The sequence below is a fragment of the Micromonospora sp. NPDC049240 genome (genome assembly GCF_040647835.1).
GTDB lineage: Bacteria > Actinomycetota > Actinomycetes > Mycobacteriales > Micromonosporaceae > Micromonospora.
Map to the genome: position 1 here is coordinate 120,210 of NZ_JBEZCX010000003.1, position 26,902 is coordinate 147,111.

Below are 26,902 nucleotides of genomic sequence, written 5' to 3' on the forward strand. Positions count from 1 at the left end.
CGACCGCTCGGCTAGCCTCCCGGTCATGTCATCGACGTTGACCGAGGCCACGGATCCCTGGTGTCTGCGCCCCGGCGAGGCCGCCGACCTGCTGCGCGACCATCCGTGGCACCGGTTCGCGGTGCTCGGCGACAGCGTCGCGGAGGGCCTGTGCGAGCCGCTCGACGGCTACCCCGACGTGCAGTGGGCCGACCGGGTCGCGGCCGAGCTGCGGGCGGTGCGCCCGGAGCTGGCGTACCTCAACCTGGGGCGGCGCGGGCTGCGGGCGCACGAGGTGCGAGCCACGCAACTGGCCGACGCGCTGGCGTTCGGGCCGGACCTGGCGCTCGTGGTGTGCGGTGGCAACGACGCGTTCCGGCCCGGCTACGACCCCGACGCGGTCGACGGGGAGCTGGTCGCGATCATCACCGCGTTACGTGACGCCGGGGCGGACGTGATCACGGTGGGCATGTTCGACGTCTCGCACAGCCCGGCGGTGCGGGACACGCTGCGGGCCGGGCTGGGCGCGCGGATGCGCCGGCTGGCCCGGCACACCCGCGCGGTGGCCGAGCGCCTCGGCACGCTGCACGTGCACCTCACCGACCATCCGCTGGTCGCCGACCCCTCGCTCTACAGCGGCGACGGCCGGCACGGCAGCGCCCGCAGCGACGCCGTCGCCACCGCGGAAACGCTCCGGGTCCTCGCCACCCACCACACCCGTCATCGGTAGGGCGACGCCCGCCACCGGTGACGGGCCGGTTCCGCGAACACCGTCGGCCGATCGGCCCGGCCCGGCCGCGGTGACACCGGCGGGTGCCGTGGGCCGGCCGACCCCGACGCCGGACGGCCTCGCCGCGGGCGACGGTCGGGCGTACGAGCGCCTTTCGAGCTGATGGCGTAGACGACTCGGCACCCTCGCCAGCCGCCCGCGCCACGCCGGGCCGGCTTCGGTGAGTCGTTTCTGCCATCAGCTCGAAAGGCACCCCGAACCGACTTCCTTCCCGCCGTCGCCCGTTGACCAAGGAGTCGGCGTCGGGTCCACCGCGATACGGGACGGGAACTCTTCGATCACGTCACCGCCCGGCGGGGGCGTCCGGAGGCGGTCCGGGGCGGTCGGGGGTCAGGAGGCCGGTGAGCAGGGCACGCAGGGTGCGGGCGAACAGGTCGCCGTCGGGCGGGGTGGCGGCGTCGGCGAACGCGGCAGCCAGATGGGGGTACGCCGCCAGGTCGACGTGGTCGAACGTGACCACGCCGGTGGCCGCCGCGCTGCGGGCGAAGAGCGTGACCACGCCGGTGACCATGGCGACCGCCTCGAACTTGGCGGCGACCCCGGCCGGCACCGGTTGCAGGATGCGCAGGCAGGCGTCGAAGTAGGCGAGCGTGTTCGGCCCGGGGGCCGCGCGCCGGCCGAGCGCGTCGGCCAGCCACGGGTGCCGCCGGTGCAGCGCGAGCTGGCGGCGGGCCAGCCGCAGGAACTGCTCGACCCAGTCGCCGTCGTCGCTCGGGTAGGGCCGCAGCTCCCCCACGCACCTGTCGACCATCAGGTCGAGCAGGTCGTCGCGGGACGACAGGTGCCGGTAGAGCGAGCCGGCGGCCATGTCCAGCGCGCCGGCCACCGCCCGCATCGACACGGCGTCCAGCCCGCCGGCGTCGGCGAGCGTGACCGCGGCGGCGGCGATCTCGTCCCGGCCGTGTGTCGGGGTCGGCCCGCGGCTGCCGCGTGGCGGCCGGCTCCAGATCGACGGGCCGGGAGATCCGCCGCCGGCCGGATTCGTGGATGCGCCGCTCACCATCCCACTGTAAACTGCAAACGGCGTTCGCAGTTTCATGGGGTCGGAGGGAGCGGTCATGCAACGGATCACGGCCACGGACGGCGCGGGCATCGTCCTGCACTCCACAGGCACCGGGCCGGGGCTGGTGGTGGTGCACGGCGGCGGGGTGACGATCGCGGAGTACCGCCGGCTGGCCGCACGGCTCGCCGAGCGGTTCACCGTGCACCTCTACAACCGGCGGGGCCGGGCGGACGCCCCTCCCCGCCGCGAGCCGTACACGGTGGAGCAGGAGATCGACGACCTCGGCGCGGTGCTCGCGCACACCGGCGCCCGGTGGGCGGTCGGGCACAGCTACGGCGCGTTCGTGGTGCTGCGGGCCGCGCTGCGACTGCCGCTGGAGCGGATCGCGGTCTACGACGCCCCGCTGCGGCTGGCCGGACACGGCATGCCTATGGCGTTTCTCGAGCCGGCCGAGGCGGCCGTCCGGGCCGGGCAGAACGCCCGGGCCCTGGCGATCGTGGGCGCCGCCGTCGACCCGCAGAACCCAGCCTCGCGGCTGCCGCTGCCGGTCCGGGCCGCGATCACCCGGCTCTTCCTGCGCACCGAGATCGGGCGCACCATGGGCGCGCTGGTCGGGATGACGCTCGCCGAGTCACGGCAGATCATGGTGCACGACGGGCCGGCCGAGCAGTACGCCGGCATCACCGCCGACACGCTCCTGATCAGCGGCGCCCGGGCCGCGCCGTTCTTCACCGAGACCAACGAGCTGCTGGCCACCGTCCTCCCGCACGCCCGCACGCTGCGCGTGCCCGGCAGCCCGCACAACGGCATCGCCGTGGCGCCGCCCGCCCTGATCACCCCCCTGACCGCCTTCTTCACCACCCCGGCCCAGGGCGGGATCAGTCGGTGAGCAGGATGCCGGACATCAGCACGCCCCGGGCCAGGTTGAGGACGCCCTCGCAGCCCGGGTAGCCGACCCGCGCCAACGCGCCGGAGGCGGTGCGGTCGAACAGGTACGGCGCGAGGCTGTACGGGACGTCGGCGGTGACCGTCTCGCCGGTCTCGATCCGCACGAAGTCCATCGCCACCCGGTCCGCCTCGTGGTAGCGCTGGAGGATGTGTCCGCCCGCGTCGATCGCGGCGCGTACCCCGTCCTCCCAGGCCACCGCGCTCAGCTCCGGCCCGATCAGCACGCCGTGCCCGGCCGACCCGCCGGCCGGCTTGGCGACCAGGTCGGCCTGCTCGGCCAGCGCCCGGTCGAGCTGGTCGGCGGTGAGCGCGACGGTGTGCGGCACGTACCGGCGGACCAGCACCCGGTCGGGCTCCGACAGCAGGTCCAGGTCGGCCCAGAGCCAGGCGTAGTTCAGCTTGTTGCTGAGCAGCCAGGCGGCGCTGCTGACGAACATCGGCAGCGTGCCGGCCGCCAGCGCGCCGGCCACCGCGTCCAGGCCGGCGCCGGGCGTGACCCGGTTCGGCACGAACAGCCGGAACAGCGCGTCCACCGGGGCGCCGCCGACCACCAGCCGACGCCCGGCGTCCAGGGTGGCGGTGGCGACCGGCGCGATCACCAGGTCGATGCCGAACGGCCGGGCCTGGTCGACGAGCGGCGAGAGGATCCGGATGAACGTCTCCGGGTCGTCCAGCCCCGGATACTCCGCCTCGAAGTCCATCAGCAGCGCCACCCGTGCGCCGTCGGGCAGGCCGAGCGTGTCCCGGATGGCGGCGAACCGCTGGTCCAGCAGGGACGGCGCGGGCCGCACCCGGTCCAGCAGGCCGGCGTCGCGGTACAGCTCCGCGTACCGCTGGATCACGGTGTCGGCGTCGAAGCCGCCGCCGAGGCTGCTGTCGATGTTGTACTCCACGATGCACGGCACGTCGCCGGAGAACAGCACGTCCGGCCGGTACGCGGCCAGCAGCCCGTCGTGCAGCTCCTCGTCCGGGTCGAGCAGCCGGGTCTCCCCGTCCGGCACGTCGAGTAGTCGGCGCAGCTCACCGGCGGTGCGGGCGCGCCGCTGGCACGCCTGGAGGATGAGCTGGGCGATCCGGTCGCAGACCTCGTTCAGCTCACGGAACGCGTCCGCGGTGAGCACCGGCGGGCGGGCCAGCCGCCACCGCGTGTTGTAGGTGGCCCGGCCGTGGAAGATCTTCTCCCAGGCGCCGGCGCCGGCCGTCACCATGGCCGACCGGGTGGACTCGGGCAGGTCGGTCCACGCCGCGCCGAGCGGCGGCCACGGGTAGTTCGGGTCCATCGTTCATCCGTCCTTGAGGGTCAGTTGGATGGCGGCGGTGAGCTGGTCCCGGCCGGGCTGCACGGCCCGGTCCAGGGCTGGCGCGAACGGCAGCACCGCGCCGTCGGGCCGGGTGACCCGCCGCGGCGGGGCGGCCAGCCGGACCCGCTCCACCACGGTCGCGATGATCTCCCCGGCGATGCCGCAGGACCGGTTGCCGTCGTCGACCACGACGAGGCGTCCGGTGCGGCTCACCGAGTCGACGAGTCCGTCCCAGTCGAACGGGTACAGCGTGCGGGGGTCGAAGACCTCCACCGACGCCTGACCGGCCAGCTCCTCGGCGACCGCGAGCGCCTCGTGCACCAGGTGCCCGACCGCGACCACGGTGACGTCGTCGCCGGCCCGGCGGACCACGCCCCGACCCAGCGGCACCGGCGCCGGGTCGGCCACGTCCTCCCGCAGGTCCAGCGCGCCGGCCGGGGCGAAGACCACCACCGGGTCGTCGCAGCGGATCGCGGAGACCAGCAGCCCGTACGCGTCGGCCGGGGTGGCCGGCACCACGGTGGTCACCCCGACGTGGGCGAACAACGCGTACGGGTGGTCGGAGTGCTGCCCGGCCCAGCCGGTCCGGGAGCCGGAGCCGGGCACCAGGTAGGTGACCGGCACCGCGCACTGGCCACCGGTCATCAGCGGGAACTTGTGCGCGTGGTTGACGATCTGCTCGAAGACCAGGAACAGCAGCGACGGGATCTGGAACTCCACCACCGGCCGGGCCCCGGCCAGCGCCGCGCCGGTGGCGAAGCTGGTGAACGCCTGCTCCGACAGCGGCGTGTCGCGCACCCGCTCCGGGCCGAACTTCTTCACCAGCCCGGTGGTGACGTTGGCGGCGGCCACCCGGATGTCCTCGCCGAGCACCACCACCGACTCGTCGCGGGTCATCTCGTCGGCGAGCGCCCGGGTGAGCGCCCTACGGTAGGAGAGCCGGGGCATCAGCCACCTCCGGTCCGGGCGGTCAGCCCGCTGGCGTACAGGTGGTCCAGGGCGGTTGCCGGGTCCGGGTGCGGGCCGGCCAGCGCGAAGTCGACGGCGGCGGCCAGCACCGCCTCGACGGAGGCGTCGATCTCGGCCCGCGTCGCCGGGTCCAGCCGCGCACCGGCGATCTCGACCGGGTCGCGGGAGCGGCCGTCGGCCACCTCCTGCGACGGCCGGTAGTCGAGGCGTACCCGGTGTTCGAAGGTGTGGTGGGCGTCGAACCGGTAGGTGTGCGCCTCGATCAGCTCGGGTCCGCCGCCGGCGCGCATCCGCGCGACGGCGGCGGCTGCCGCCGCGCGTACCGTCTCCGGGTCCTGGCCGTCGACGGCGGTCGCCGGCATGCCGAACGCCTCGGCCCGCCCGGCGATCGTGCCGGCCACCGCGCCGGCGACCGGCATGGTGGTGGCGTAGCCGTTGTTCTCGCAGACGAACAACACCGGCACCCGCCAGAGCGCGGCCAGGTTGAACGCCTCCAGCAGCATTCCCTCGTTGACCGCGCCGTCGCCGAAGAACGTGGCGCCGACCAGGTCGGCGCCGCGCCGCCGGCGCTCCCACACCGCGCCGGTGAGGATCGCGCCGGCGGCCCCGACGATGGCGTTGGCGCCGAGCACGCCGACGCCGAAGTCGGCGGCGTGCATCGACCCGCCGCGGCCCCGGTTGAGCCCGGTGACCCGGCCGCACAGCTCGGCCAGCATCCGGGCCGGGTCGGCGCCCTTGGCCAGCACGTGTCCGTGCCCGCGGTGGGTGCCGGTCACCAGGTCACCGGCGGACAGCGCCGCGCAGACCCCGGCGGCGATCCCCTCCTGACCCAGGTACGGGTGGATGCCGCCGACGATCTCCCCGGCGTCGACCAGCTCGATCGCGCGCTCCTCGAAGCGGCGGATCAGCCGGACCGTCCGGTAGAGCGCGGCCGGGTCGGGGCCGGTCACGCCGGACGGCCCTCCTTGATGGCGGCGAGGATGTCGTCCCAGAGGCGGGCGCGGGCGGCCAGCGCGTCGTTCACCGTGTCCGCGCACTCCTGCCACTTGGTGTCGTCGTCGCCGCACAGGTCGGCGAGCATCTGCATGGCCATCGGGGTGTGCTGCTCGCCGTCGACCTCGATGTGCCGCTCCAGGTAGTCGACGAACGTGTTCAGCCGGTTGCTGCGCTCGTTGACGGCGACGACCTGGGTGAACATCTCCGGGATGAGGTCCTCCCGGCCGAACGCGAACGCCGCCGCCTGGCAGTGCACCGGGGTGGTCTCGATGATCCGCCAGGTGGTGCCCGCGAACGCCGCCGACGGCGCCGGCACCCCGGCCTCGCCGAACGACTCGGTGACCGGCCGACCGGCGCGCAGCAGGTCCACCAGTTTGTCGACGGGAGTGGTGTCCGCGCCGGCCTCGGTCATGCCGCGCACGTAGAGCTCGAAGTGGCTGATGTAGCCCTCACCCAGCTCGTCGCTCTCCTCGACCATGACGATGTCGTTGATCAGGCGGCGGCTGCCGGTCGGGCCGGTCGGGATCCACGGGACCGTGACGCAGGTGAGCTGGCGCTGCAACGACTTCAGCAGGGACATGAAGTCCCAGACCGCGAAGACGTGGTGCTCCATGAACGTCACCAACGCCTCGTGGGTGTCCAGGTTGGCGTAGAGCGGGTGGTTGACCACCACGTCGCGGCGTTCGGTCACCGCCCGCTCCAGCCGCTCGATGCCCGGGTGCGTCTTTCCCCAGTCGTACCGTGACATTGTCAGCCTCCCTGCTGGGCGCGGTCGCGCCAGATGACCGGGCAGTAATCGGGGTCTGCGTAGTCCGGCCGGCCCTCGTGGGTGCGGCGGACCAGCACGTCGTGGTTGTACGCGGCGAGTGTGCCGTCGGAGAGCGGATACTCCCGCCAGGCGTTCTCACCGTCCTGCAGGTGCAGCGAGATCGCCCGCCGGGGGCGCCCGCTGACGTTCGCACCGCTGCCGTGGTAGGTACGGCAGTGGTGGAAGCTCATGTGCCCCTTGGGGATCACCATGGGGATCTTGCGGATCTCGGCGTGGTTGAACGCCGCGTTCTCGGCCAGCATCGCCTCGAGCTGGTCGCGGTCCCGGTCGGCGAAGTGCCGCACCACCGTGTCGTCCGCGCCGATCTCCCGCCACCGGTGCGAGCCGTCGACCATGGTGATGGTGCCCATCTCCACGCCGCAGTCGTGGAACGGGATGAACGCGGTGAGCATCTCCTCCGACGACGAGGACGCCCAGTAGTGCTTGTCGAAGTGCCAGGGCACGATGTTGGACGGCAAGCCGGCGATCGGCGGCTTCCAGATCAGCGTGGACTGGAAGATCCGGATCTCGACGGCCCGGGCCAGCCGGGCCGCGACCGCCCCGATCAGCGGCTTGCGCAGGATGCGGGCGATCCCGTCGTGCTCGTGGTGGACGTAGTCGTTGTGCCGCTGCACGTCACCGCGCGACGGCTCCCAGTAGGCCAGCTTCGGCGGGCGTACCGGCAGCCGCCGGTCACGTTCCCCGGCGTAGTAGCCGTCGGTCGCCGCCACGAGTTCGTCCACCTCGTCGTCGGTGAGCAGCTTCTTCGACAGGTACCAGCCGTGCTCGACGTAGTGCCGGACGTCGTCGTCGGAGGGCAGCAGCGCCTCCTCCTCGGCGGTCAGTCCGGGATCGATCGTGGTCATGCCGTACCGGCCGGGCATGGCCTCACGGCCCTCGCTTCGCTCGGTGCGTTCACTCATGCCGTACCAACCCCTCCGGCCGCGACGACCGGGGTCGCCCCCGCCGCGGCCAGTTCACGTTCCTTCGCCTCGTAGAGCGCCTTGATGTTGCCGCTGCCGAAGGTGCGCGCCCCGCGCCGCTCGATGACCTCCAGGAAGAGCGTGCGACGCACGTGCATCGACTCGGTGAAGATCTGCAGGAGCTGGCCGTCGTGGTCGGAGTCGACCAGGATGCTCAGCTCACGCAGCCGGTCCACCGGCGCGTCCAGCCGGCCGACCCGCTGTTCCAGGTCGTCGTAGTAGGCGCCGGGCGTGCGGGCGAAGCGCACCCCCCGGCCGGCGAGCGCGCCGACGGTGGCGACGATGTCGTCGGTGCGCAGCCCCAGGTGCTGCACACCGGCGCCGGCGTGCCAGCGCAGGAAGTCCTCGATCTGCCCGGGTCGGGCGCCCGTGTCCGGCTCCAGCAGCACCAGGGTGACCTGCCCGGACGGGCTCTGCACCACCTTGGAGTTCATCGCCTGCCCGCCGACCTCGACGTGCTCGGTGAAGATGTGCGCGAAGCCGAACACCTTCTCGTAGTGGGCCACCGTCTCGTCGAGCTGCCCGGGCGGCACGCAGACCGCCAGGTGGTCGACCTCGGCCAGCAGCGCGTCGCCGTCCGGCGCGGCGACCGGCTCGATCGCGCCGGGCAGGAACACGCTCCGGTCCCCGCGCCGCTCCACGAGCCGGTGCAGCACGTCGCCGAAGCCGCCGACCTCGGCGATCACCACCTCGGCGTCCGCGCCGGTGTAGGCGCGCGGCGGCGTCACCCCGGTCGCGCCGCGGGCCACCAGCTCCGCGTACGCCCCGGCGGCGTCGTCGACGGCGAGCGCGACCACGGCGATGCCGTCGCCGTGCCGGTGCACGTAGGTGGCGGCCGGGTGTTCCGCGGACAGGCCGGTGGTCAGCAGCAGCCGGATGCCGGCCTGGGCCAGCAGCAGGGACCGCTGCCCGGCCAGCCCGGTCTCCGGTCCGCCCTGGCCGTGCAGCCGGAACCCGACCGCGGTGTCGAAGTAGAAGGCCGCCTGCCGGGCGTCCCCCACGTAAAGCTCCAGATGGTCTATGCCGTTGATGTGCATGGGCTTCCCCCTGTTCCCCCCGTGGTGGCGACCCGGGCTCGTCGCCCGGGCATGGAGTCGGGTCAGGCCGCGGCCGGGGTGGCGACCCGGCGCAGCAGCAGGCTGACGTTCTGGCCGCCGAACCCGAACGAGTTCGACAGCGCGTGGTCGGTCCGGGTGGGCCGGGGCACGGCGCGGACGTGGTCCGCCTCGCACTCCGGGTCCGGGTCGTCCAGGTGGTAGGTGGGCGGGAGCAGGCCGCGCCGCAGCGCCAGGGCGGTGGCCGCGGCCTCCAGCACGCCGGACGCGCCGAGCAGGTGCCCGGTGAGCGCCTTGGTGGAGCTGACCGGCACGCCGCCGACGCCGAACACGTCGGCCAGCGCGGTCGTCTCGGCGATGTCGCCCAGTTTGGTGCCGGTGCCGTGCGCGTTGACGTAGCCGACGTCCGCCGGCCCGATCCCGCCGGCGGCGAGCGCCCGGCGCATGCACGCGGCCGCCCCGGCGCCGTCCGGCCGCGGCGCGGTCGGGTGGTACGCGTCGGTGTTGGTGCCGTAGCCGGCGACCTCGGCGTAGCCGGTGACGCCCCGGGCGGCGGCGTGCCCGGCCCGTTCCAGCACCAGCAGCGCCGCGCCCTCGGCGAGCACGAAGCCGTTGCGCCGCTTGTCGAACGGCCGGCTCGCCTCGGTGGGCTCGTCCCAGCCGCGGGCCAGTGCCCGGGCGTTGCCGAACGTGTCGGCGAACGTGCCGAACAGCGGCGCCTCGCTCGCCCCGCAGACCACCACGTCGGCCTCGTCGGCGCGGATCAGGCGTACCCCGTCGGCGACGGCCTGGGCGCCGGAGGCGCAGGCCGTGCCCACCGACGAGCTGTAGCCGCGGATGCCGTGCGCGATGGCGATCCGGGCCGACGGCATGTTCGGCAGGATGCCGGTGAGCAGGTACGGGCTGACCGCCGCCCGGCCACGTTCGGCGCGGGCCACGACCTGACGTTCCAGCGTGGCCATCCCGCCGACACCGCCGACGATCACCGCGATCCGCTCCGGGTCGACATCGCGCCCCACCTCGATGCCGGCGTCGGCGAGCGCCTCGGCGGCGGTGAGCAGCGCGAGCAGCACGACCCGGTCGAGCACCTTCGTGTCCGGTCCGGAGGCGACGCTGCGCGGATCGATGTCGGGCAGCACCCCGGCCACCTCCAGGCTGCCGGCCGCCGGGTGGCCCTCGGGGGGCCGGCGCAGGCCGGAGCGGCCGGTGAGCAGCGCGTCAAAGGTGTCCGCGACGCCGCGACCGGCCGGCGTGAACAGCCCCATGCCGGTGATCACGGCGGTCATGACGGCGCCTCGGTCAGGTAGCGCTCGCGCAGCGCCACCTTGCGGACCTTGCCGGTCACGGTGACCGGGATGTCCTCGGCGCGTACCGGCACCACCCGGCGCAGCGTGGCGGCCACGTCCGGGCCGAGCGCCGCGCGGATCGCGGCGGTGCGGTCCTGGGCCGGGTCGGCGCCGGCCGCCAGCTCCAGCAGCACGTCGGTGGTGACCGTCCCGTCGGCCTCCTTGACGATCACCACGGTGCAGTCGGTGACGTCGGCGCAGGCGGCGAGGATCCGCTCCTCGGACAGCGCGGTGAAGAACCGTTTCCCGCCCGCCACCTCGACCGAGTCGACCGCCCGGTCCAGGTGGTAGTAGCGGCCGTCGTCGTCGGCGTACACCAGGTCGCCGGTGAGGTACCAGCCGCGCAGCCGGAACCGGTAGGTGGTGACCGAGTCGTTCCAGTAGCCCCGGAACAGCGACGGCGAGTCGATGCCCAGCCAGCCGACCTGCCCGGCGGGCAGCTCGTTGCCGTCGGCGTCGAGCACGGCCACCCGCGCGAACCGGTACGGGCGGCCGACGCAGCGACCGTAGCGGTCGGTGTCCACGGTGTGCGTGATGTGGAACATCGAGTGTCCCATCTCGCTGGAGCCGAGCCCGTCGATGAACACCGAGCCGGGCACCCGGGTCACCCCGGCGCGGGTCACCACGTCCCGCGAGCCGACCGCGACCAGCCGGCGCACGTGCGGCTCGTGCGAGCAGTCACCGGTGTTGAACCACAGCCGCACCGAGTCCAGGTCGTAGCCGGACAGGTCGAAGCGGGCCAGCTCGGCCCAGGTCATCGAGAAGCCGAAGACGCCGTCCGGCCGCCACCGCTGGATCGCGTCGAGCACCCGTTCGCCGCCCTGCTCGGAGAGCAGGTACATCTGGGCCCGGTTGCCCAGCGCCTGGTTGACCATGAGCACGGTGGCGGTGTGCGGGGCGGGCAGCGCGTTGAGGATCCGGGTGGTGCCCTGCGCCTGCGGCATGGACAGCAGGTGCCGGGTGGCGGCGAAGAGGCTGGCGTGCGAGTGCAGCACCGCCTTCGGCACGCCGGTGGTGCCGGACGTGTGCGTGATGACGATCGGGTCGTCGGGGTGGTGCCGGTAGTGCGCGGGCGCGGCGGCCGGATCGCCGGCACCGGCGTGCGCCGGCTCACCGAGCAGCGGGGCGCCCAGGTCGTGCCCGGCCAGCGCGGCGGCGTGGTCGGCGTCGGCGAGCACGCCGGCGGCACGCAGCCGGCGAATGTACTCGGCGGCGATCTCCGGGCGCAGCCGGCCGTTCATCAGCGCCGGGATGGCGCCGAGGCGGGTCAGCGCCAGGAACGACAGCACCATGTCGGCGGCGGTGCCGGCCCAGACCGCGACCGGATCGCGCGGCTTCACGCCACGTTCGTGCAGCCAGGCCGCCCGGGCGGTGACCATCCGGTCGAGTTCGCCGAGGGTCAGCGGGGTCTCGGCCGGGCGGCCGTCGACAGCGGTGTCGAAGGTGAGCCCCGGCCCGTCCGGGTCGGCGCCGTGGGCCAGCACCCGGGCCAGCACGTTGCCCGCGCCCAGTTCGGTGTCGGCGGCAAGCGCGCCGCGTAGACCTTTCGTCCTCATTGACGTGTCTCCTCCCCCAGCAGCACCGCGGTCGCCTCGCCCGGCGCTCCGTCCGGTGCCGGTTCGATCAGGATCAGCAACGCCTGCGCGGCGTCGCCGTCGTGGCACAGCAGGTCCACCTCGGCCGCACCCTCGGCCCGGGGGTCCCCGGTGGGGCTCAGGCACACCACCGGCCCGTCCAGTCCCCAGCGCGCCGCCACGTGCCCGGCCACGCTGTTCGGCACCGACTGGAAGAAGAACAGCGGGCCGACCCGCCCGCCGGCGGCCACCGTCTGCCGGACGTGCGCCGCCCCGGCCGTGTCGCCGGCGGCGCTGACCAGCACCACCGCCGTCCGGTTGTCGGCCGGCAACGGCCCGGCGCCGTACCGCCGGGTGAGGCACCGCTCGGCGACGGCCACCACCAGCGGGTGGAAGGGCGAGTGCACGAACCCCGGCACGCCCGGCGGCGCCCCGTCCCCGTCCTCCGGCCAGCGTGCCTCGGCCAGCACCGCCCACGCCGACTGCCCCGCGGTCACGGGGCACCCACCAGCAGGGCGGTGTTGGCGCCACCGAAGGCGGCGTTGAGGGTCAGCGCGTACGGGGTCGGAGCGGGTCGGGGGGCGTCGCGGATGACGTCGAGCGGGCAGTCCGGGTCCGGGGCCAGCCAGCCGGCGGTGGGCGGCAGCTTGCCGCGCCCCAGCGCCAGCACGGTGACCACCAGTTCGAGCAGCCCGGACGCCTCCAACGCGTGCCCGTGCACCGACTTGGTGGCGCTGACCGGCAGCCGCCCGGCCAGGTCGCCGAAGACCCGGACCAGCGCCGCCGCCTCCGAGGCGTCGCTGAACGGGGTGCCGGTGGCGTTGGCGTTGACGTAGCCGACCTCGGCCGGGGGCAGCCCGGCACGGCGCAGCGCCGACTCGACCGCCCGGGCCAGCCCGAGCCCGCCCGGGTGCGGCTGACAGGCGTGGTAGGCGTCCCCGGCGCGGCCCCAACCGGCCACCGTGGCCAGCGTCGGCGCGCCCCGTCGGGCGGCGACGTCGGCCGACTCCAGCACCACGGCGGCCACCCCGTCACCGAGCAGCAGTCCTTTCCGGCCGGCGCTGAACGGGCGTACCGCCCCGTCGGCGGCGAGCGCCCGGCCGGCGTCGAAGAGCGCGTACTGGTCGGGTTCGACCAGGTAGCCGGCCGCGACCACGACCCGTTCCAGGTCGCCGCGCCGGATCAGCGCGGCGGCGTCGGCGACCGCGGTGCTCGCCGAGACGCAGGCGCTGGTGTAGACCCGGGTGGGTCCGCCGAGGCCGCAGCGGTCGGCCAGGTGACCGGCGAGCGCCGGCACCGGGGGCCCGAGCCGCCCGCCGTCCGCCGCGCCCGGCACGTCCGACGGTTCCGCCGGCCACTCGGGTACGGGCAGCGAGTGCGGCCCGCCGTGGGTGGCCAGGAACAGCGCCGTGCCCGCCCGGTCGGCCCGGTCCAGCCCGGCGGCCCGGCCGGCGCGGTCGATCGCGTCGGCCAGCTCGTCGGCGAGCGTGCCGACCTCCGGCAGCGTGGCCGCCACGGTGACGCGTCGGCCGGTGGTGTCGAATCGGCGCACCGGGCGGAACGCCGGGGCGCCGGTGAGCACCCCGGACAGCAGCGCGTCGGCGCCCCGGCCGAGGGCGCTGACCGCGTGCATGCCGATGATCCGTACGGGACCCCGCTCAGCCATCTGCGGGAGCGGTCAGCGAGGCGCGGAACACGGTCAACGCGTCGTCGACGGTGCGGACGCCGGCGACCTGGTCGTCGGTCAGGTCCAGCCGGCGGTCGAACCGCTGCTCGACGAGGTGCACCAGCCAGGCCAGTTCCATCGAGCCGAGCCGGTCCGGGACCTGGTCGGTGGGCTTCGCGGTCAGTTCGGCGAGCATCTGCACCAGGTCAGCTCGCCCCAGGTCGGGCTGACCGGACATCAGGAGTTGTCGCTGTTCGCAGCCGCCCGGTCGGCGACCATGGTGGTGAACTCGCCGACCGTCATCAGGGCCAGCTTCTCCGACTCGTCGTCGGCGAACTTCAAACCGTACCGGTCCTCGACCCGGACGGCGAGGTCGGCCAGCGCCAGCGACTCCAGGTCGACGCCGGAAGGGCCGAGGGTGGTGCCGTCGTCGAGGTCCTCGACGTCGTAGTTCATGTCGGCGAGCTGGTCGATGACGAAGGTGCGGACCTCGTCGCGCATGGGTGGGACCTCATTTCGGGGTAACCAGTTTCCGGTGCCCGGTCGGGACACCGTGTCCGGATGGGCCGGCCGGGCCGCCGGCGTCCAGCGGGAGCTGACGCGGCGGCTGCTCCGGCGCACGGGTGGCGCGCCGGCCGGTCCGGGGCGGGGATCGGGGTGGGCCGGGCGGCCGGCGGACGCCCGGTGGTGCTCGCGCGGCGGGCCGGTCACGTGGCCGCGTCCCGCAGCGCCGGGGCGGAGCGGACCAGCTTGCCGGTGGTGGTGCGGGGCAACTGGTCGAGCAGGTGCAGCGTGCGGGGCCGTTTGAAGCCGGCCAGCCGCTCGGCGATCAGATGGTCCAGCGTCTCCTCGGTCGTCGCGCCGTCGGTCTGCACGTAGGCGCTGATCCCGTCGTCCCAGACCACCACCGCGGCGGTCACCCCGGGCAGACCGGCGACGGTGGCCTCCACCTCGGTCAGGTCGACCTTCAGGCCACCCACCGACACCTGCGAGTCGAGCCGGCCCCGGATCGTCACCAGCCCGGTCTCCGGGTCGACCACGCCGGCGTCGCGGGTGTGCAGCCAGCCGTCGGCCCAGCGGGTCGGGTCGGAAAGCCCGACGTACGGGTTGGCCGGGCAGCTCACCCACAGCTCGCCGTCCTGCTCCCGGACCCGGATGCCCGGGGCCGGCGCGATGGCGGGACGGTTCCGCCCGTACAGGTCGGTGCCGATGACGCCGACCTCGGTCATCCCGTACATGTTGCCCAGCGGGACGCCGTAGCGGTCGGTGAAGGCCCGGGCCACCGCGGCGGGCACCAGCTCACCGCCGGTGGTCATGCGCGCGAACTGGGGCAGCGGGCCGGAGGGCACGGTGGACGCGAGCAGCCCGATGTGGAACGGCACGCCGAGCACGGTGGCCGGGGTGTCCTGGGCGGCGATCGCGGCGAGCACGGCGTCGCCGCTGAGCCGCTCCGGCGGGCACAGCTCGACGCCGGCGTGCAGGCCGTAGAGCAGGCCGCCGACCAGGCCGAGCACGTGCACCATGCTGGGCAGCAGGATGATGCGCTCGCCGGGCCGCGCCACCCCGTCGATCTCGGTGTAGCGACGCACCTCGGCGACCAGGTCGGCGGCGGTGCGGCCGATCACCTTGGACGGGCCGGTGGAGCCGGAGCTGAGCTGGATGACCGCGTGCGGGCTGCCGGCCGGACGGTCGGAGTACGCGGTGACGCCGGCGTCGACGTCGACGAAGACGCGCAGCGCGCCGCCGCCGGAGCGGACCGGCGCGACCACCACCTGCGGGGTGAGCCGACGCAGCGCCCGGTCGACCTCGTGGTCGGTGAGCCGGTGGTCGAGCAGCACCGCCTGGGCGCCGGTGCGCCAGGTGGCCAGCAGGTGCGCCACGTACGCCAGCGACGGGGGCAGGCGCAGCGCCGCCGCCCCGCCGGCGCGCAGCCCGGCCCCGGTCAGCCGGGCCTGCGCCTCGCCGACCAGCCGGCGCAACGTGCCCCGGTCGACCGGGTCGGGCAGGCGGAGACAGACGTCGCTGTCGCGCCCGGCGAGCAGGATGTCGTCCACCCAGCCCGCCGTCGATACGGCATCTTGCGCCCCGGTCACGACCCGCCACCGCCCAGCCTGAAAGTGGGCGGGGAACCCGCCCGAGAAGAATGCCCTTCGCGTTCGCTGCCCGGAACACTACGAGGGCCTTCTCGGCATCACCAGATGCAAATGGCTAGATCCAAAACAGCGGCTGGGTGGATTGCTCAGGCTCGATCGGACAGGCAGGATCGGGCGCACGCCGGCACAGTGGCCCGCCGGCCGCGTCGCCGTGCGCGACCGCCGGTGCCCCGGGGAGGACGGGTCAGCGGTCGACGGTGGGCGGCGGCGCGGCGCCACGCAGCACCAGCGCGCTGTTGAACCCGTCGAAGCCGCGCGCCCCGACCAGCGCGATCCGGCTGCGCGGCCGGCGCGGCTCCCGCAGGTACGTCAGCTCGCAGCCGGGCGCGGGCTCGTCCGGCCCGGCCGAGGCGGGCAGCACGCCACGGGAGAACGCCAGCAGCGCGGTGGCCGCGTCCAACGCCGACCCGCCCTGGTGGGCCCGGCCGGTCAGCGGCTTCTGCGTGGTCACCGGCGGGGTCCGGTCGCCGAACACGGCACGCAGCGCGCTCGCCTCGGCCCGGTCGTACGCCGGCACCCCGAGCGCGTCCGGCCAGATCACGTCCACGTCGTGCGGCCGGACCGCGGCCCGCTCCAGGGCCAGCCGCAGCGCACGGGCGTAGTGGGTCGGGTCGGGGCCGGCCGCCACGTCGGTGGGGGTGGCGTCGTGGGTGGCCGCCCAGCCGGTGATCTCCCCGTAGATCCGGGCGCCCCGGTCCAGCGCGTGCCCCAGTTCCTCCACCACGAACACCGCGCCGCCCTCGGCCGGCACGTACCCGCTCGCCGCGGCGTCGAACGGCCGGTACGCGCGCGCCGGGTCGGCGACGTCGCTGAGCAGGCCGGAACGGAGCTGGCAGGCCAGCGCGTACGGGCTCAGCGGGCACTCGGTCGCGCCGGCGATCACCACCGGTGTGCCGCGCCGGACGGTGCGTACCGCGTGCGCCAGGCTGTCCAGCCCACCGGCCGACTCGGAGACGGTGACGCCGGACGGCCCCTTGAACTGGTGGCGGATGGACAGTTGCCCCACGCTGGCGGCGTAGAACCAGGCGATCGACTGGTACGCCCCGACGGTGCGGGTCGCCCCGCCCCAGAGCCGTTGCAGCTCCCGCTGCCCGAACAGGTTGCCGCCGGACGAGCTGGCCAGCGTCACCGCCCAGCGGTACGGGTCGGGCGAGACCTCCGGCAGTCCGGCGTCGGCCAGCGCCAGCCCGGTGGCGGCGAACCCGAGGTGCGTCCACCTGTCGGTCTGCACCCGCGCCCGGGTCCCGACGAACCCGGCCGAGTCGAAGTCGGCCACCTCGCCGGCCACCCGGGTCGGATAGCCGGCCGGGTCGAACAGCGTGATCGGGCCGGTGCGCCGGGTGCCGGCGAGCACGGTGGCCCAGTGCGCGTCCGCGCCGACCCCGCTGGGCGCGACCACGCCGATGCCGGTCACCACCGCCCGGGCCGTCACGGTGCTGTCCTTGTTCGCGACTGCGGGGCTCGCAACACCGGCTCACTCCTCGCGCTCACGGATGCCGTCCTTGTTCGCGACTGCGGGGCTCGCAACACCGGCTCACTCCTCGCGCTCACGATGCCGCCACGGCGAGCCGGCGGAACACCATCGCGGACTGGAAACCGCCGAAGCCGCTGCCCACCGAGAGCGCCACGTCCACCGGCACCTCGCGGGCCTCGTTCGGCACGTAGTCCAGGTCGCACTCCGGGTCCCGGGTGGTCCAGTTCGCGGTGGGCGGGACGACCCCGTACTCGATGGCCATGGCGCAGGCGGCCATCTCGATCGAGCCGATCGCGCCGAGCGAGTGCCCCACCATCGACTTGATCGAGCTGATCGGCACCCGGTACGCGGCCGGGCCGAGCGCCCGCTTGAACGCGGCGGTCTCGTGCCTGTCGTTCTGCCGGGTGCCGGAGCCGTGCGCGCTGACGTACGACACGGCCGACGGGGCGAGCCGGGCCTGGCGCAGCGCGTCGGTGATGGCGACCGCCATCTCCGCGCCGTCCGGGCGCAGGCCGGTCATGTGGAAGCCGTTGCTGCGGCTGGCGTAGCCGGCCACCTCGCAGTAGACGTGCGCGCCCCGGCGGCGGGCGTGTTCGGCCTCCTCCAGCACCAGCACGGCCGCGCCCTCGGCCAGCACGAAGCCGTGCCGGTCGGCGTCGAACGGCCGGGACGCGTGCTCCGGGTCGTCGTTGTCCGGGCTGGTCGCGCCGATCGCGTCGAACGAGGCGACGGTGACCGGGGAGATCGGCGAGTCGGCGGCGCCGGCCAGCACGATGTCGGCCTCACCGTCCGCGACGAGCTGGTGGGCGTACCCGATCGCGTCGATGCCGGAGGTGCAGCCGGTGGAGACCACCTGGGCCGGGCCGTGCAGGCCGTGCCGGCAGGCCACGTCCGCGGCCAGGCTGCTGGGCACCAGCGCCTGGTAGAGGTACGGCCCGCCGAGCGCGTGGTCGACGAGCCAGTGCCGGCCGGAGTCGCTGACCCGGACGTACTCCTGCTCCAGCGCCATGGTCCCGCCGACGGCGGTGCCGAGCACCACGCCGACCCGCTCCCGCTCGGCGTCGGTGAGCGTCAGCCCACTGTCGGCGAGCGCCTCGGCGGAGCAGGCGAGCGCGAACTGCACGTACCGGTCGGCGCGTTGCCGCTCGGCGAGCGTGATGCCGGCCGCGTCGGGGTCGAAGTCGCACTCGGCGGCGATCTGCGAGCGGAACGGCGACGGGTCGAAGAAGCTGATCCGCCGGGTGGCCGTCCGCCCCTCGGTGATGGTCTTCCAGAACCGGTCCCGGGTGGCGCCGCCGGGGGCCACCACGCCGACGCCGGTGACCACGGTGCGCCGGCCGGTCACGACGGCTCCCGTGGCGGTGGGGCGGCGCTCTCGGTGTCGACGTGCCCGAGTTCCGGGCGGGGCGCGAGCGGACCGAGGTGGAAGACCACCTCGGCCGGCTCGTCGCCGGTGTTGCGCAGCCGGTGCCGGACGTCCTTCGGCACGTACAGCGCCTCCCCGGCGGCCACCGGGACCGGCTGGTCGTCCAGGTCGACGGTGATCGCGCCGCGCGCCACGTAGAGGAACTCCTCGCTGTACGGGTGGTAGTGCTCGGCGATCCGCTCCCCCGGCGCGAGCGCGGCCACCCCCATGAACCCGGAGGTGCTGCCGACGGTCTTCGGGCCGAGCAGCACCCGCAGCTCGCCGCCGCGCCGCCGGTCGGCGGGGACGTCGTGGACGGAGACCCGGGCGGTGGTGGTGTCGGTCATCGCGCGCCTCCCGCGTACGCCCGCTCGATCCTGTCCTTGATCACAGCGAGCTGGATCGCGCTGTTGGTGTTGATCCGCGCGGTCATGCCGGCGTTGTCGACCGGCGCGGTGGGCTTCATGGCGAAGTCCTGCGTCCAGGTCATCCGGGTGCCGCCGGGGATCTCCTCGTAGCGCCAGTGGATGCGCATGTACTCGAACGGACCGGTCTCCACCCGCCGGGCGTGCACCTCGCGGGCGGCCGGGTCGGCGGTGCGTTCGCTGACCCAGCTCCACGCCACGCCGTTCTCGTCCGGGTGCATGGTGAGCCGGAAGCGGACCGTGTCGCCGTCGCGGTGCAGGATCTCGGCCACCGCGTACTCGGTGAACAGCTCGGTCCACCGGGCCACGTCGTTGGTGATGTCCCAGACCAGCGGCAGCGGCGCGCGGATGTCCACCGCGTTCTCGGTGTGCCCCGGCGGGTCCGCGCGGCGGGCCACCAGGTCGGCGACGCCGGCGATGCTGAGTTCGCCGGCCTGCTCGGGGATCTTCACCCGCCACCGGTCGGCCACCACCGCGGCGAGTTCGAGCAGCGCCAGCGAGTCCATGCCCAGCTCCTCCAGGCTCGCCGCCGGGGTGGTGGCGGCGACGTCGGGGTCCAGGCCGCAGTGGGTCACCAGGATGTCGGTGATCTCGCTGGCGAGCGGTCGGTCGGGGGCAACGGTCATGGGTTCCTCCAGGTGGTCGGGCCGGTGGCGGGAACGGCGGGAACGGGGGTACGGCCGGTCGGGTCGTCCCCGGCGCGCGGGTCGGGCACGGCGGCGTGGTCGGCGTCGCTGGTGTCGGTGCCGGCGTCGCCCGGGGTGAGCAGGCGCTCGACCAGCGCGGTGGTGTGCCGGGCGGCCCGGAACGCCGGGTCGCGCAGCACCCGCCGGGCGAACGGGATGGTGGTCCGCACGCCGGGTCCGGCCACGTCGAACTCGGCCAGCGCGCGGTCGAGCCGGTCCAGCGCGGCGGCCCGGTCCGGCGCCCAGACCGCCACCTTGGCCAGCAGCGAGTCGTAGTGCGGGCCGACCAGGTAGCCGGCATAGCCGTGCGTGTCGACCCGGGTGAACGGGCCACCGGGCGGCCGGAACCGCTCCAGCCGGCCGGGGGCGGGCGCGAAGTCACGGTCCGGGTCCTCCACGTTGACCCGACACTCGATCGACACCCCGCGCAGGTGGACGTCGGACTGCCGCAGCCGCAGCGGCGTGCCGGCGGCCACGTGCAACTGTTCCTGCACCAGGTCGACGCCGGTGACCATCTCGGTGACCGGGTGCTCCACCTGGATCCGGCAGTTGATCTCCAGGAAGTGCGCGCGTTCCGCGTCGTCCACCAGGAACTCGACGGTGCCGGCGCCGGTGAAGCCGACCGACAGCGCGCCGCGCAGCGCGACCTCGGCGAGCGTGTCCAGGGTGGCCGGTCGCAGCGCGGGCGCCGGCGCCTCCTCGATGAGCTTCTGGTGCCGGCGCTGCACCGAGCAGTCCCGGGTGCCCAGGTGCACGCCGTTGCCGTGGTTGTCGCAGAGCACCTGCACCTCGACGTGGCGGGCGTCGACGAGGTAGCGCTCGACGTACACCCGGTCGTCGCCGAAGGCGACCTGCGCGGCGGCGCGGGTGCGGGCGTACGCCCGGGGCAGCTCGGCGGCGGAGCGCACCACGGTCATGCCGCGTCCGCCGCCGCCGGCCGCGGCCTTCACGATCACCGGGTAGCCGACCTCGGCGGCCACCGCCTGCGCCTCGGCGACGGTCGGCAGCGTCCGCACGCTGCCCGGCGGCAGCGGCAGGCCGGCCCGGCTCATCAGCGCGCGGGCGGTGGACTTGTCCGCCAGCGCGGCCATCACCTGCGGCGGCGGACCGACGAAGACCAGCCCGTTCTCCGCGCAGATCTCGGCGAAGTCGGCGTCCTCGGAGAGGAAACCGTAACCGGGGTGGACGGCCTGCGCGCCGGTCTGCCGGGCCGCCTCGACGATCGCCGCGGCGTTGAGGTAGCTGCGACGGCTGGCCGCCGGCCCGATCCGGACCGCCTCGTCGGCCAGCCGCACCGGCAGCGAGTCGGCGTCCGCGCTGGAGTGCGCCACCACCGTACGGACGCCCAGTTCCCGGCAGGCCCGCAGCACCCGTAGCGCGATCTCGCCCCGGTTGGCGATCAGCACCTTGTCGAACATCAGGCGTCCTGACCGGGGTCGGGGTCGAGGACGACCAGCGGCTGGTCGTACTCGACCGGCTTGCCGTCGGGGACGAGCACCTCGACCACCCGGCCGGCCTGACCGGCGGTCACCTCGTTCATCAGCTTCATCGCCTCCACGATGCCGATCACCTGACCCGGCCGGACCAGGTCACCGACCGCGACGAACGGCGCCGCGCCAGGCTCGGGGGCGCGGTAGAACGTGCCCACCACGGGCGCCCGCACGGTCGTCCGGTCGGCGTCGGGCGTCACCTGCGCGACGGGCCGCGACCCCGGCTCACCGGCCGGTTCCCCGCCGGTACGCGGCGTCGGCGGCACCGGGTCGTGCCACTCCACCTCCAGCGCCGCGTCGCCGCTGCGCAGCCGTACCCGGCGGACCGGCCCGGCCAGGTCGTCGACGAGTTTGCGGGCCTGCCGGCGCAGCCCGTCCAGCACCTGCTCGGCCCCGGCGTCCGCCATCACGCCACCTCCGGCCGGTCGTCGACGGCGGTGCGACGCGGCGGCGCCGTGGCGCGGGCCGACGGGTCCACGGATCGCGCCGCGCCGAAGCGGCGGAACCGCTGCCGGCGGCGGCGCACGAGCGTGGCCGGCGGCACCGTGAGCAGCGGGGCCAGGTTCGCCGCGACCGCCCGGCGCAGCAGCTCGGCCGCGCCCGCCGGGTCGCCGTGCGCGGCCGGGTACGGCTCCGGCACCAGTTCGTCGACCACGCCGAGCCGGCACAGGTCGGCGCCGGTGAGCCGCAGCGCCCGGGCGGCCTGCGGGGCGGCGGCGCTGTCCGGCCAGAGGATCGCGGCGCAGCCCTCGGGGCTGATCACCGAGTAGACGGCGTGCTCCAGCATGAGCACCCGGTCGGCGACGGCGAGGGCCAGCGCGCCGCCGCTGCCGCCCTCACCGGTGACCACCGCGACGACCGGGGTGGGCAGCACGCTCAGCGCGAGGATGTTCTCCGCGATCGCCGCGGCCTGGCCCTGCTGCTCGGCGGCCACCCCCGGGTCCGCGCCGGGCGTGTCCACGAGCGTCACCACGGGCAGCCGCAGCCGGGCCGCGAGGCGCATCAGCCGCAGCGCCTTGCGGTGCCCGGCCGGGCTGGCCATGCCGAAGTTCCGGGCCACCAGCTCGGCGGTGGTGTGTCCCTTCTGGTGGCCGATCACCATCACCGGCCGGCCGTCGAGCCGGGCGACGCCGCCGACGACCGCCGGACAGTCCGCGCCCAGCCGGTCGCCGTGCAGCTCGACGAAGCCGTCGAACGCGGTCTCCAGGTAGTCGAGCGTGGTCGGCCGGCCGGGGTGCCGGGCGGTGCGTACCGTTTCCCAGGGGTCGCGGGCCGGCCGGGCGACGGCGGGTGCCCCGGCGGCGGCCGGTCGCGGTGCCGGCGGGGTGGGCCGGCGGGCGGCCCCGGCGGCGGCGAGCAACGCGGCCAGCCGCCCCCGCAGCGCGTGCCGGGGCACCACCATGTCGACCTGTCCGTGCCGGAGCAGGAACTCCGCGGTCTGGAAACCCTCGGGCAGCGCGGCGCCGGTGACCTGGCGGATCACCCGGGGGCCGGCGAAGCCCAGCCGGGCGCCGCTCTCCGCGAGCACCACGTCGGTGTTGGTGGCGAACGACGCGGCCACCCCGCCGTACGTGGGATCGGTGACCACGCTGACCGTCAGCAGACCCGCCTCGCGCAGCCCGGCCACCGCCTGGCTGACGGTGGCCATCTGCATCAGCGACAGCGCGCCCTCCTGCATCCGCGCCCCACCGGACGCGGTGACCAGCACCAGCGGGACACTGTCGGCCAGCGCCCGCTCGGCGGTCCGGGTGATCAGCTCACCGACCGCGCAGCCGAGGCTGCCGCCGAGGAAGCGGAAGTCCATCACGGCCAGCGCCACCGGATGCCCGCCCAGCCGCGCGGTGCCGCAGAGCACGGCCTCGTCCAGGCCGGTGCCGGCGCGGGCCGCGCCGAGCCGGTGCGGGTACGGCAGCGCGTCGACGAAGTCGATCGGGTCGACCCGGACCGCCCGGTCCGGCAGCGGGACGAACGAGTCCGGGTCGACGAGCTGCGCCACCCGGTCCGGGGCGTCCAGCCGCGTGTGCGTGCCACACTCCGGGCAGACGTCCAGGTTGCGGCGTAGCCGCTTGCGGTAGAGCAGCGAGGCGCAGCCGTCGCAGCGGGACCAGAGCTGCTCGTCGCGGGGCGCGGTGGTGGTCACGGCCGCCGCCCGGCGTCGTACCGGTAGAAGCAGTGCGCCATGGCGTCGCGGGGCGAACGCCAGGTCGGCAGGTACGGCGAGATGTACGGCCGCAGCCGCTCGCTGATCCGGACGAACTCGGGATGGCCCCGGGCGTCCTCCACCGCGCTGTGCGCCGGCGTCTCCGTCTCCAGCAGGTGCACGTAGAGGTCGTGCAGCCGGTAGAGGGACCGGTGCCGCACGCCGACCAGGCCGGGCAGCTCGGTCGCGTCGGACTCGGCGAAGATCTCGGCGACCCGGTCCTCGGCGGTGGGCACCACCTTCGCGACGATGAGCGAGCGGTCCATGCGCGGCCTCCCCTGGTGCGTCCCGGTGCGCGGCGGACCGGTCACGCCGCACGGTTGGCCCACGGTGCCGCCCGGGCCGTCAACCGGGCGTCAACCGGGCTCGATCGGACCGCAGAAATGGTGACGCTGCGTTGACGCAACCTGTGCGTCAGCTATGCGAAGATCAACCGACACTCGTCCATTGACGACACTTATTCGCAGATCACGGGCCACTTACGAATACGTTACGGAGGGTCAACGAAGTCACCGCCTGTTGACTCAGAGTAACAGACGTTGATATTCTCCGTTCTGGTCGACCCGGCCACGGCACACGTCCGGCGACCGCGGCGGAGGCGTTCCGACAACGGCGTCGCGGGCGAGAAGATCCGGGCAGACAGGACAGTCGGGACTCAGGTTCCGGTGCTGGGGGGTGCGCCGTGTCCGGTGGATCGAGGATGCCGACGGCGGGGGATCCCGCCCCCCGCGTGGCGCTGCACCTGCTCGGCGGTTTCCAACTGCTGCACGACGACGTGCCGGTGGTGGTGCCCCGCGGCCTGCAACGGGTCATCGCCCTGATCGGCCTGCGTCCGGCCGCGACCCGCAGCCACCTCGCCGGACTGCTCTGGCCCGAGACCCCCGAGGAGCGGGCGCTCTCGTCGCTGCGTACCGCGCTGTGGCGCCTCCGCCAGGACCCGTGCTGCCCGCTGCGCACCGACGGTGACACGGTCCGCCTCGGCGCCACCGTCCACCTCGACGTGGACGAGCTGGTCGAGGCCGCCGCCCGGGTCCGCGACGGCATGACGCCCCGCGGCGCCGCCGGCACCGGCCGGCACGACCTGCTCCCCGGCTGGTACGACGACTGGGTGCTGCTGGAACGCGAACGGCTGCGCCAGCTACGCCTGCACATGCTGGAGGAACTCGCCGGCAACCACCTCGCCGCCGGCCGGCACGGCGAGGCGCTCGAGGCGGCGCTGGAGGCGCTGGCCGCCGAGCCGCTGCGCGAGACCCCGCACCGCCTGGTCGTCCGCATCCACCTGGCCGAGGGCAACGCGTTCGAGGCCGTGCACGCGTTCTACGTCTACCGGGACCTGCTCCTGCGCGAGCTGCGCCTGGAACCCTCCCCGGCCATGACCGCGCTGCTCGACGACACGCTCGCCCCGATCCGCCGGGCCAGCCGGCCGGATCCGCCGCAGCGGCCTGCCGGTCGGCCCGCCAACGCCGCGCCGCGCGGCCCGGCGCCGCACCCGCGCGGCGCGACGTCGCCACCCCCATCAATGCCCAGGGGTACGCCGTGACGGCGAGGTGACACCCGCCCCGGCATCGTGGGACCCACGACCGCCGCCGTCCGGCCGGTGGTCGACGCGGCAGCAGCGCGGCGGAAGGGGTCTGCGATGAGTCGACTGTTGGTGGTCAGCCGGATCGTGCCCGGATCGCAGGGCCGGGTGGCCCAGATCTTCGCCGAGTCCGACGCGACCGAGCTGCCCCGGCTCACCGGGATCCGGCACCGGTCGCTGTACTACCTCCACGACCTGTGCGTCCATCTGATGGAGACCGTCGACGTCGCCCCGGACCCGACCGCCGACCTGCGCGAACACCCGCTCTACCAGCGCGTCAACGAACGGCTCTCCGCGCACACCTCGCCGTACCTGCCGACCTGGCACTCGCCCCGCGACGCCGTGGCAGGTTGTTTCTACAGCTGGGACACCGCCGACGCCCCCATGCCCGACCGGATCCGCTGACCGGACCGGGCCACGGACGAGGCACCCCGGGACCGCGCACGGCACCAGGTCCCGGGGTGCCTCCCGCACCCACGGTCATCCTCCGGCCACCGGCCGGCAGGATCGGTCCCACCGTCGGCACCCCAGCGCCGACCTGCCTGTCGTGCCGCGCGCACGTGTGCAAAGCTGCCCCGAGCTTTCTCGCGACCGTCGTGCACGTACATACAAGGAGGTTGGCCATGCCGTCGAGCTTCGGGCAGTGGCTGCTCGTGATCCTGGCCCTGCTCATCGGACTTGGCGTCGGTTGGGTGGTGAGCGGCCGCCGGGCCGGCGCCGGCGCCGTCACGCCCACCGTGGACGGTGCCGCCGTCCCGGCCACGGTGACCGCCACCGTCGACGAACCGCAGCCGGCCGCCGTGGTCGACGAGACGCCGGCCCCCGCCGCGGTGACCGACCGGCCCGCCCCGGCCGACACGGACGCCCCCGCCACCCCCGCCACCCACGCCGCCGATGCCGACGCCTCCGCCGACGGCGCGACCGGCGAGCCCGAGCCGGTCGTGGTCACCGCCGCCGGTACCGCCGACGAGCCGGTGACCGCCTCGACGCCCGCCGCCTCGGTCACCTCCGACTCGGTCACCTCCGACTCGGTCACCTCCGACTCGCCGGAACCGGCCGGAACCGCTTCGGCACTCACCGAGCCGACGCCAGTCGCCATCGAGACCGAGCCCGAGCCCGCCGCCACCGAGACCGAGACTGTCGCGAGCGGGCCGGAGCTGGAGCCCGTAGCCGCTTCTCCCGCGCCTGCCGCCGAGCCCGAGCCCGCCGCCGCTCCTTCCGCGCCCGTCGCCGAGCCCGAGCCCGCCGCCGCGACCGTCGCGACCCGGCCGGAGCTGGAGCCCGTAGCCGCTTCTCCCGCGCCCGAGCCCGTCACCGCCACGCCGGGGCCCGTCGGCGCGACCGGGCCCGAGACGGTCGCCACCACGGGCACGCCCGTGACCGCGCCCGAGACCGAGACCGAGGCCGTCACCGCCGAGCCCGTCACCGCCGAGCCCGTCACCGCCGAGCCCGTCACCGCCGAGCCCGTCACCGCCGAGCCCGTCACCGCCGCAGCCGAGCCGGAGCCCGCGAACGAGCCGGCGCCCGTGGCCGACGAGCCGGCGGTCACGCCGGTCGTGCCGACGCCCCGGACCTCGGTCGAGAACGACGCGCCGCCGCAGGCCGACACCGAGGCGCCGGACGACTTCCGCCGCATCCAGGGCATCGGGCCGAAGCTGGCCGCCGCCCTCCAGGACGCCGGCATCCGCACCTACCGTCAGCTGGCCGGGCTGGACGAGGCCGCGCTGCGCGAGACCGTGAAGGCCGCCGGCCTGCGCGCCGCCCCTGGCCTGGCGACCTGGCCCCAGCAGGCGAAGGTGCTGGCCGGTGCCCGCGCCGAGGCCGACAAGGTGCTGCCGGCCAGCGCCGAGTAGTCCGTACCCGTTCCGGGCCGGTGGTGACCGATCGTCGCCACCGGCCCGACGTGTGTGCCCACCGCGGCGCCGGCGGCTGGGGCCCGCGCCGACACCGCCGGACCAGGGCGACCGCCTCGGACCGGCGGCCCGACCCGCCACCTCCCCGCCGGGCCGACGCACGCCGTCGGAGCGGGCGCACGGGCTCGCCGGAGCGGGCGGGCCCTGGCGGAATGCCGG

General features: G+C 75.0%; 27 protein-coding genes. 5 read left to right on the top strand and 22 right to left on the bottom strand.

Going from position 1 to position 26,902, the window contains the following annotated elements:
* Positions 1–25: 25 nt before the first annotated feature.
* The gene (locus tag AB0B02_RS05830; RefSeq protein ID WP_281941728.1) at positions 26–709 is read left to right on the top strand and encodes an SGNH/GDSL hydrolase family protein; all 684 of its coding nucleotides are present in this window, start codon (positions 26–28) and stop codon (positions 707–709) included.
* A 343-nt stretch (positions 710–1,052) separates the two neighbouring features.
* Here the strand turns inward: AB0B02_RS05830 and AB0B02_RS05835 are convergent, their stop codons facing one another.
* Complete coding sequence (locus tag AB0B02_RS05835) at positions 1,053–1,769, bottom strand: TetR/AcrR family transcriptional regulator (RefSeq protein ID WP_281941730.1); 717 nt, start codon at positions 1,767–1,769, stop codon at positions 1,053–1,055.
* Between the two features lie 58 nt (positions 1,770–1,827).
* Here AB0B02_RS05835 and AB0B02_RS05840 point away from each other — a divergent pair, with 58 nt between their 5' ends.
* Entirely contained in the window at positions 1,828–2,661 is an 834-nt protein-coding gene (locus AB0B02_RS05840; RefSeq protein ID WP_357297163.1) for an alpha/beta fold hydrolase, read from the top strand.
* Here the strand turns inward: AB0B02_RS05840 and AB0B02_RS05845 are convergent.
* From AB0B02_RS05845 to AB0B02_RS05945, 21 genes are all read right to left on the bottom strand, one after another.
* Positions 2,651–4,000 carry a hypothetical protein gene (locus AB0B02_RS05845; RefSeq protein WP_357297166.1) on the bottom strand — a complete coding sequence of 450 codons (1,350 nt, stop codon included), beginning with the start codon at positions 3,998–4,000 and terminating at the stop codon, positions 2,651–2,653. The two genes, AB0B02_RS05840 and AB0B02_RS05845, sit on opposite strands and share 11 nt — an antisense overlap.
* A gap of 3 nt (positions 4,001–4,003) precedes the next feature.
* Positions 4,004–4,969: a transketolase C-terminal domain-containing protein gene (locus AB0B02_RS05850; protein WP_107160317.1), complete on the bottom strand. Its 966-nt coding sequence runs from the start codon at positions 4,967–4,969 to the stop codon at positions 4,004–4,006.
* Positions 4,969–5,940, bottom strand: coding sequence for a thiamine pyrophosphate-dependent dehydrogenase E1 component subunit alpha (locus AB0B02_RS05855; protein ID WP_357297168.1), 972 nt, complete (start codon positions 5,938–5,940; stop codon positions 4,969–4,971). The genes AB0B02_RS05850 and AB0B02_RS05855 overlap by 1 nt, the downstream gene beginning before the upstream one ends.
* Positions 5,937–6,734, bottom strand: a complete 798-nt coding sequence (locus AB0B02_RS05860) for a DUF3050 domain-containing protein (protein WP_281941737.1) — start codon at positions 6,732–6,734, stop codon at positions 5,937–5,939. Before AB0B02_RS05860 ends, AB0B02_RS05855 begins: the two co-directional genes overlap by 4 nt.
* Before the next feature lie 2 nt (positions 6,735–6,736).
* The gene (locus tag AB0B02_RS05865) at positions 6,737–7,660 is read right to left on the bottom strand and encodes a phytanoyl-CoA dioxygenase family protein (RefSeq protein WP_357297634.1); all 924 of its coding nucleotides are present in this window, start codon (positions 7,658–7,660) and stop codon (positions 6,737–6,739) included.
* Positions 7,661–7,713: 53 nt separating this feature from the next.
* Entirely contained in the window at positions 7,714–8,814 is a 1,101-nt protein-coding gene (hppD, locus tag AB0B02_RS05870) for a 4-hydroxyphenylpyruvate dioxygenase (protein WP_357297171.1), read from the bottom strand.
* Between the two features lie 62 nt (positions 8,815–8,876).
* Complete coding sequence (locus tag AB0B02_RS05875; RefSeq protein ID WP_357297173.1) at positions 8,877–10,118, bottom strand: beta-ketoacyl-[acyl-carrier-protein] synthase family protein; 1,242 nt, start codon at positions 10,116–10,118, stop codon at positions 8,877–8,879.
* A complete protein-coding gene (locus tag AB0B02_RS05880; protein ID WP_357297175.1) occupies positions 10,115–11,734 on the bottom strand; it encodes a class I adenylate-forming enzyme family protein in 1,620 nt (539 codons plus the stop codon). Before AB0B02_RS05880 ends, AB0B02_RS05875 begins: the two co-directional genes overlap by 4 nt.
* Positions 11,731–12,249, bottom strand: coding sequence for a beta-ketoacyl synthase chain length factor (locus AB0B02_RS05885; RefSeq protein WP_357297178.1), 519 nt, complete (start codon positions 12,247–12,249; stop codon positions 11,731–11,733). The genes AB0B02_RS05880 and AB0B02_RS05885 overlap by 4 nt, the downstream gene beginning before the upstream one ends.
* Entirely contained in the window at positions 12,246–13,418 is a 1,173-nt protein-coding gene (locus AB0B02_RS05890) for a beta-ketoacyl synthase N-terminal-like domain-containing protein (RefSeq protein ID WP_357297180.1), read from the bottom strand. The genes AB0B02_RS05885 and AB0B02_RS05890 overlap by 4 nt, the downstream gene beginning before the upstream one ends.
* Positions 13,411–13,656, bottom strand: a complete 246-nt coding sequence (locus AB0B02_RS05895; protein WP_107160333.1) for a hypothetical protein — start codon at positions 13,654–13,656, stop codon at positions 13,411–13,413. Before AB0B02_RS05895 ends, AB0B02_RS05890 begins: the two co-directional genes overlap by 8 nt.
* Complete coding sequence (locus tag AB0B02_RS05900) at positions 13,656–13,919, bottom strand: acyl carrier protein (protein WP_107160335.1); 264 nt, start codon at positions 13,917–13,919, stop codon at positions 13,656–13,658. The genes AB0B02_RS05895 and AB0B02_RS05900 overlap by 1 nt, the downstream gene beginning before the upstream one ends.
* Before the next feature lie 206 nt (positions 13,920–14,125).
* Positions 14,126–15,472, bottom strand: a complete 1,347-nt coding sequence (locus tag AB0B02_RS05905) for an AMP-binding protein (protein ID WP_281941750.1) — start codon at positions 15,470–15,472, stop codon at positions 14,126–14,128.
* A 283-nt stretch (positions 15,473–15,755) separates the two neighbouring features.
* Positions 15,756–17,003, bottom strand: a complete 1,248-nt coding sequence (locus AB0B02_RS05910; protein ID WP_357297184.1) for a beta-ketoacyl synthase N-terminal-like domain-containing protein — start codon at positions 17,001–17,003, stop codon at positions 15,756–15,758.
* Between the two features lie 115 nt (positions 17,004–17,118).
* The gene (locus AB0B02_RS05915) at positions 17,119–18,390 is read right to left on the bottom strand and encodes a beta-ketoacyl-[acyl-carrier-protein] synthase family protein (protein WP_357297186.1); all 1,272 of its coding nucleotides are present in this window, start codon (positions 18,388–18,390) and stop codon (positions 17,119–17,121) included.
* On the bottom strand, positions 18,387–18,797 hold the full coding sequence (locus AB0B02_RS05920; protein ID WP_107160343.1) for a cupin domain-containing protein: 411 nt from the start codon (positions 18,795–18,797) through the stop codon (positions 18,387–18,389). The genes AB0B02_RS05915 and AB0B02_RS05920 overlap by 4 nt, the downstream gene beginning before the upstream one ends.
* Positions 18,794–19,501 carry an SRPBCC family protein gene (locus AB0B02_RS05925; protein ID WP_357297188.1) on the bottom strand — a complete coding sequence of 236 codons (708 nt, stop codon included), beginning with the start codon at positions 19,499–19,501 and terminating at the stop codon, positions 18,794–18,796. Before AB0B02_RS05925 ends, AB0B02_RS05920 begins: the two co-directional genes overlap by 4 nt.
* On the bottom strand, positions 19,498–20,979 hold the full coding sequence (locus AB0B02_RS05930; RefSeq protein ID WP_281941759.1) for an acetyl-CoA carboxylase biotin carboxylase subunit: 1,482 nt from the start codon (positions 20,977–20,979) through the stop codon (positions 19,498–19,500). The genes AB0B02_RS05925 and AB0B02_RS05930 overlap by 4 nt, the downstream gene beginning before the upstream one ends.
* Positions 20,979–21,458 carry an acetyl-CoA carboxylase biotin carboxyl carrier protein gene (accB, locus tag AB0B02_RS05935; RefSeq protein ID WP_281941761.1) on the bottom strand — a complete coding sequence of 160 codons (480 nt, stop codon included), beginning with the start codon at positions 21,456–21,458 and terminating at the stop codon, positions 20,979–20,981. The genes AB0B02_RS05930 and accB overlap by 1 nt, the downstream gene beginning before the upstream one ends.
* Positions 21,458–23,191, bottom strand: coding sequence for an acetyl-CoA carboxylase carboxyltransferase subunit alpha (locus AB0B02_RS05940; RefSeq protein WP_357297190.1), 1,734 nt, complete (start codon positions 23,189–23,191; stop codon positions 21,458–21,460). Before AB0B02_RS05940 ends, accB begins: the two co-directional genes overlap by 1 nt.
* On the bottom strand, positions 23,188–23,517 hold the full coding sequence (locus tag AB0B02_RS05945) for a TcmI family type II polyketide cyclase (RefSeq protein WP_107160353.1): 330 nt from the start codon (positions 23,515–23,517) through the stop codon (positions 23,188–23,190). The genes AB0B02_RS05940 and AB0B02_RS05945 overlap by 4 nt, the downstream gene beginning before the upstream one ends.
* Before the next feature lie 416 nt (positions 23,518–23,933).
* Between AB0B02_RS05945 and AB0B02_RS05950 the strand changes: the two genes are divergently transcribed.
* The 3 genes from AB0B02_RS05950 to AB0B02_RS05960 all read left to right on the top strand — a co-directional run bounded on the left by AB0B02_RS05950 (position 23,934) and on the right by AB0B02_RS05960 (position 26,683).
* Positions 23,934–24,791 carry a BTAD domain-containing putative transcriptional regulator gene (locus AB0B02_RS05950; RefSeq protein WP_281941765.1) on the top strand — a complete coding sequence of 286 codons (858 nt, stop codon included), beginning with the start codon at positions 23,934–23,936 and terminating at the stop codon, positions 24,789–24,791.
* A 96-nt stretch (positions 24,792–24,887) separates the two neighbouring features.
* The gene (locus tag AB0B02_RS05955; protein WP_357297193.1) at positions 24,888–25,235 is read left to right on the top strand and encodes a TcmI family type II polyketide cyclase; all 348 of its coding nucleotides are present in this window, start codon (positions 24,888–24,890) and stop codon (positions 25,233–25,235) included.
* A gap of 218 nt (positions 25,236–25,453) precedes the next feature.
* Positions 25,454–26,683 (top strand): hypothetical protein, encoded by a 1,230-nt coding sequence (locus AB0B02_RS05960; RefSeq protein ID WP_357297196.1) that lies wholly within the window; start codon positions 25,454–25,456, stop codon positions 26,681–26,683.
* Positions 26,684–26,902 lie beyond the last annotated feature (219 nt).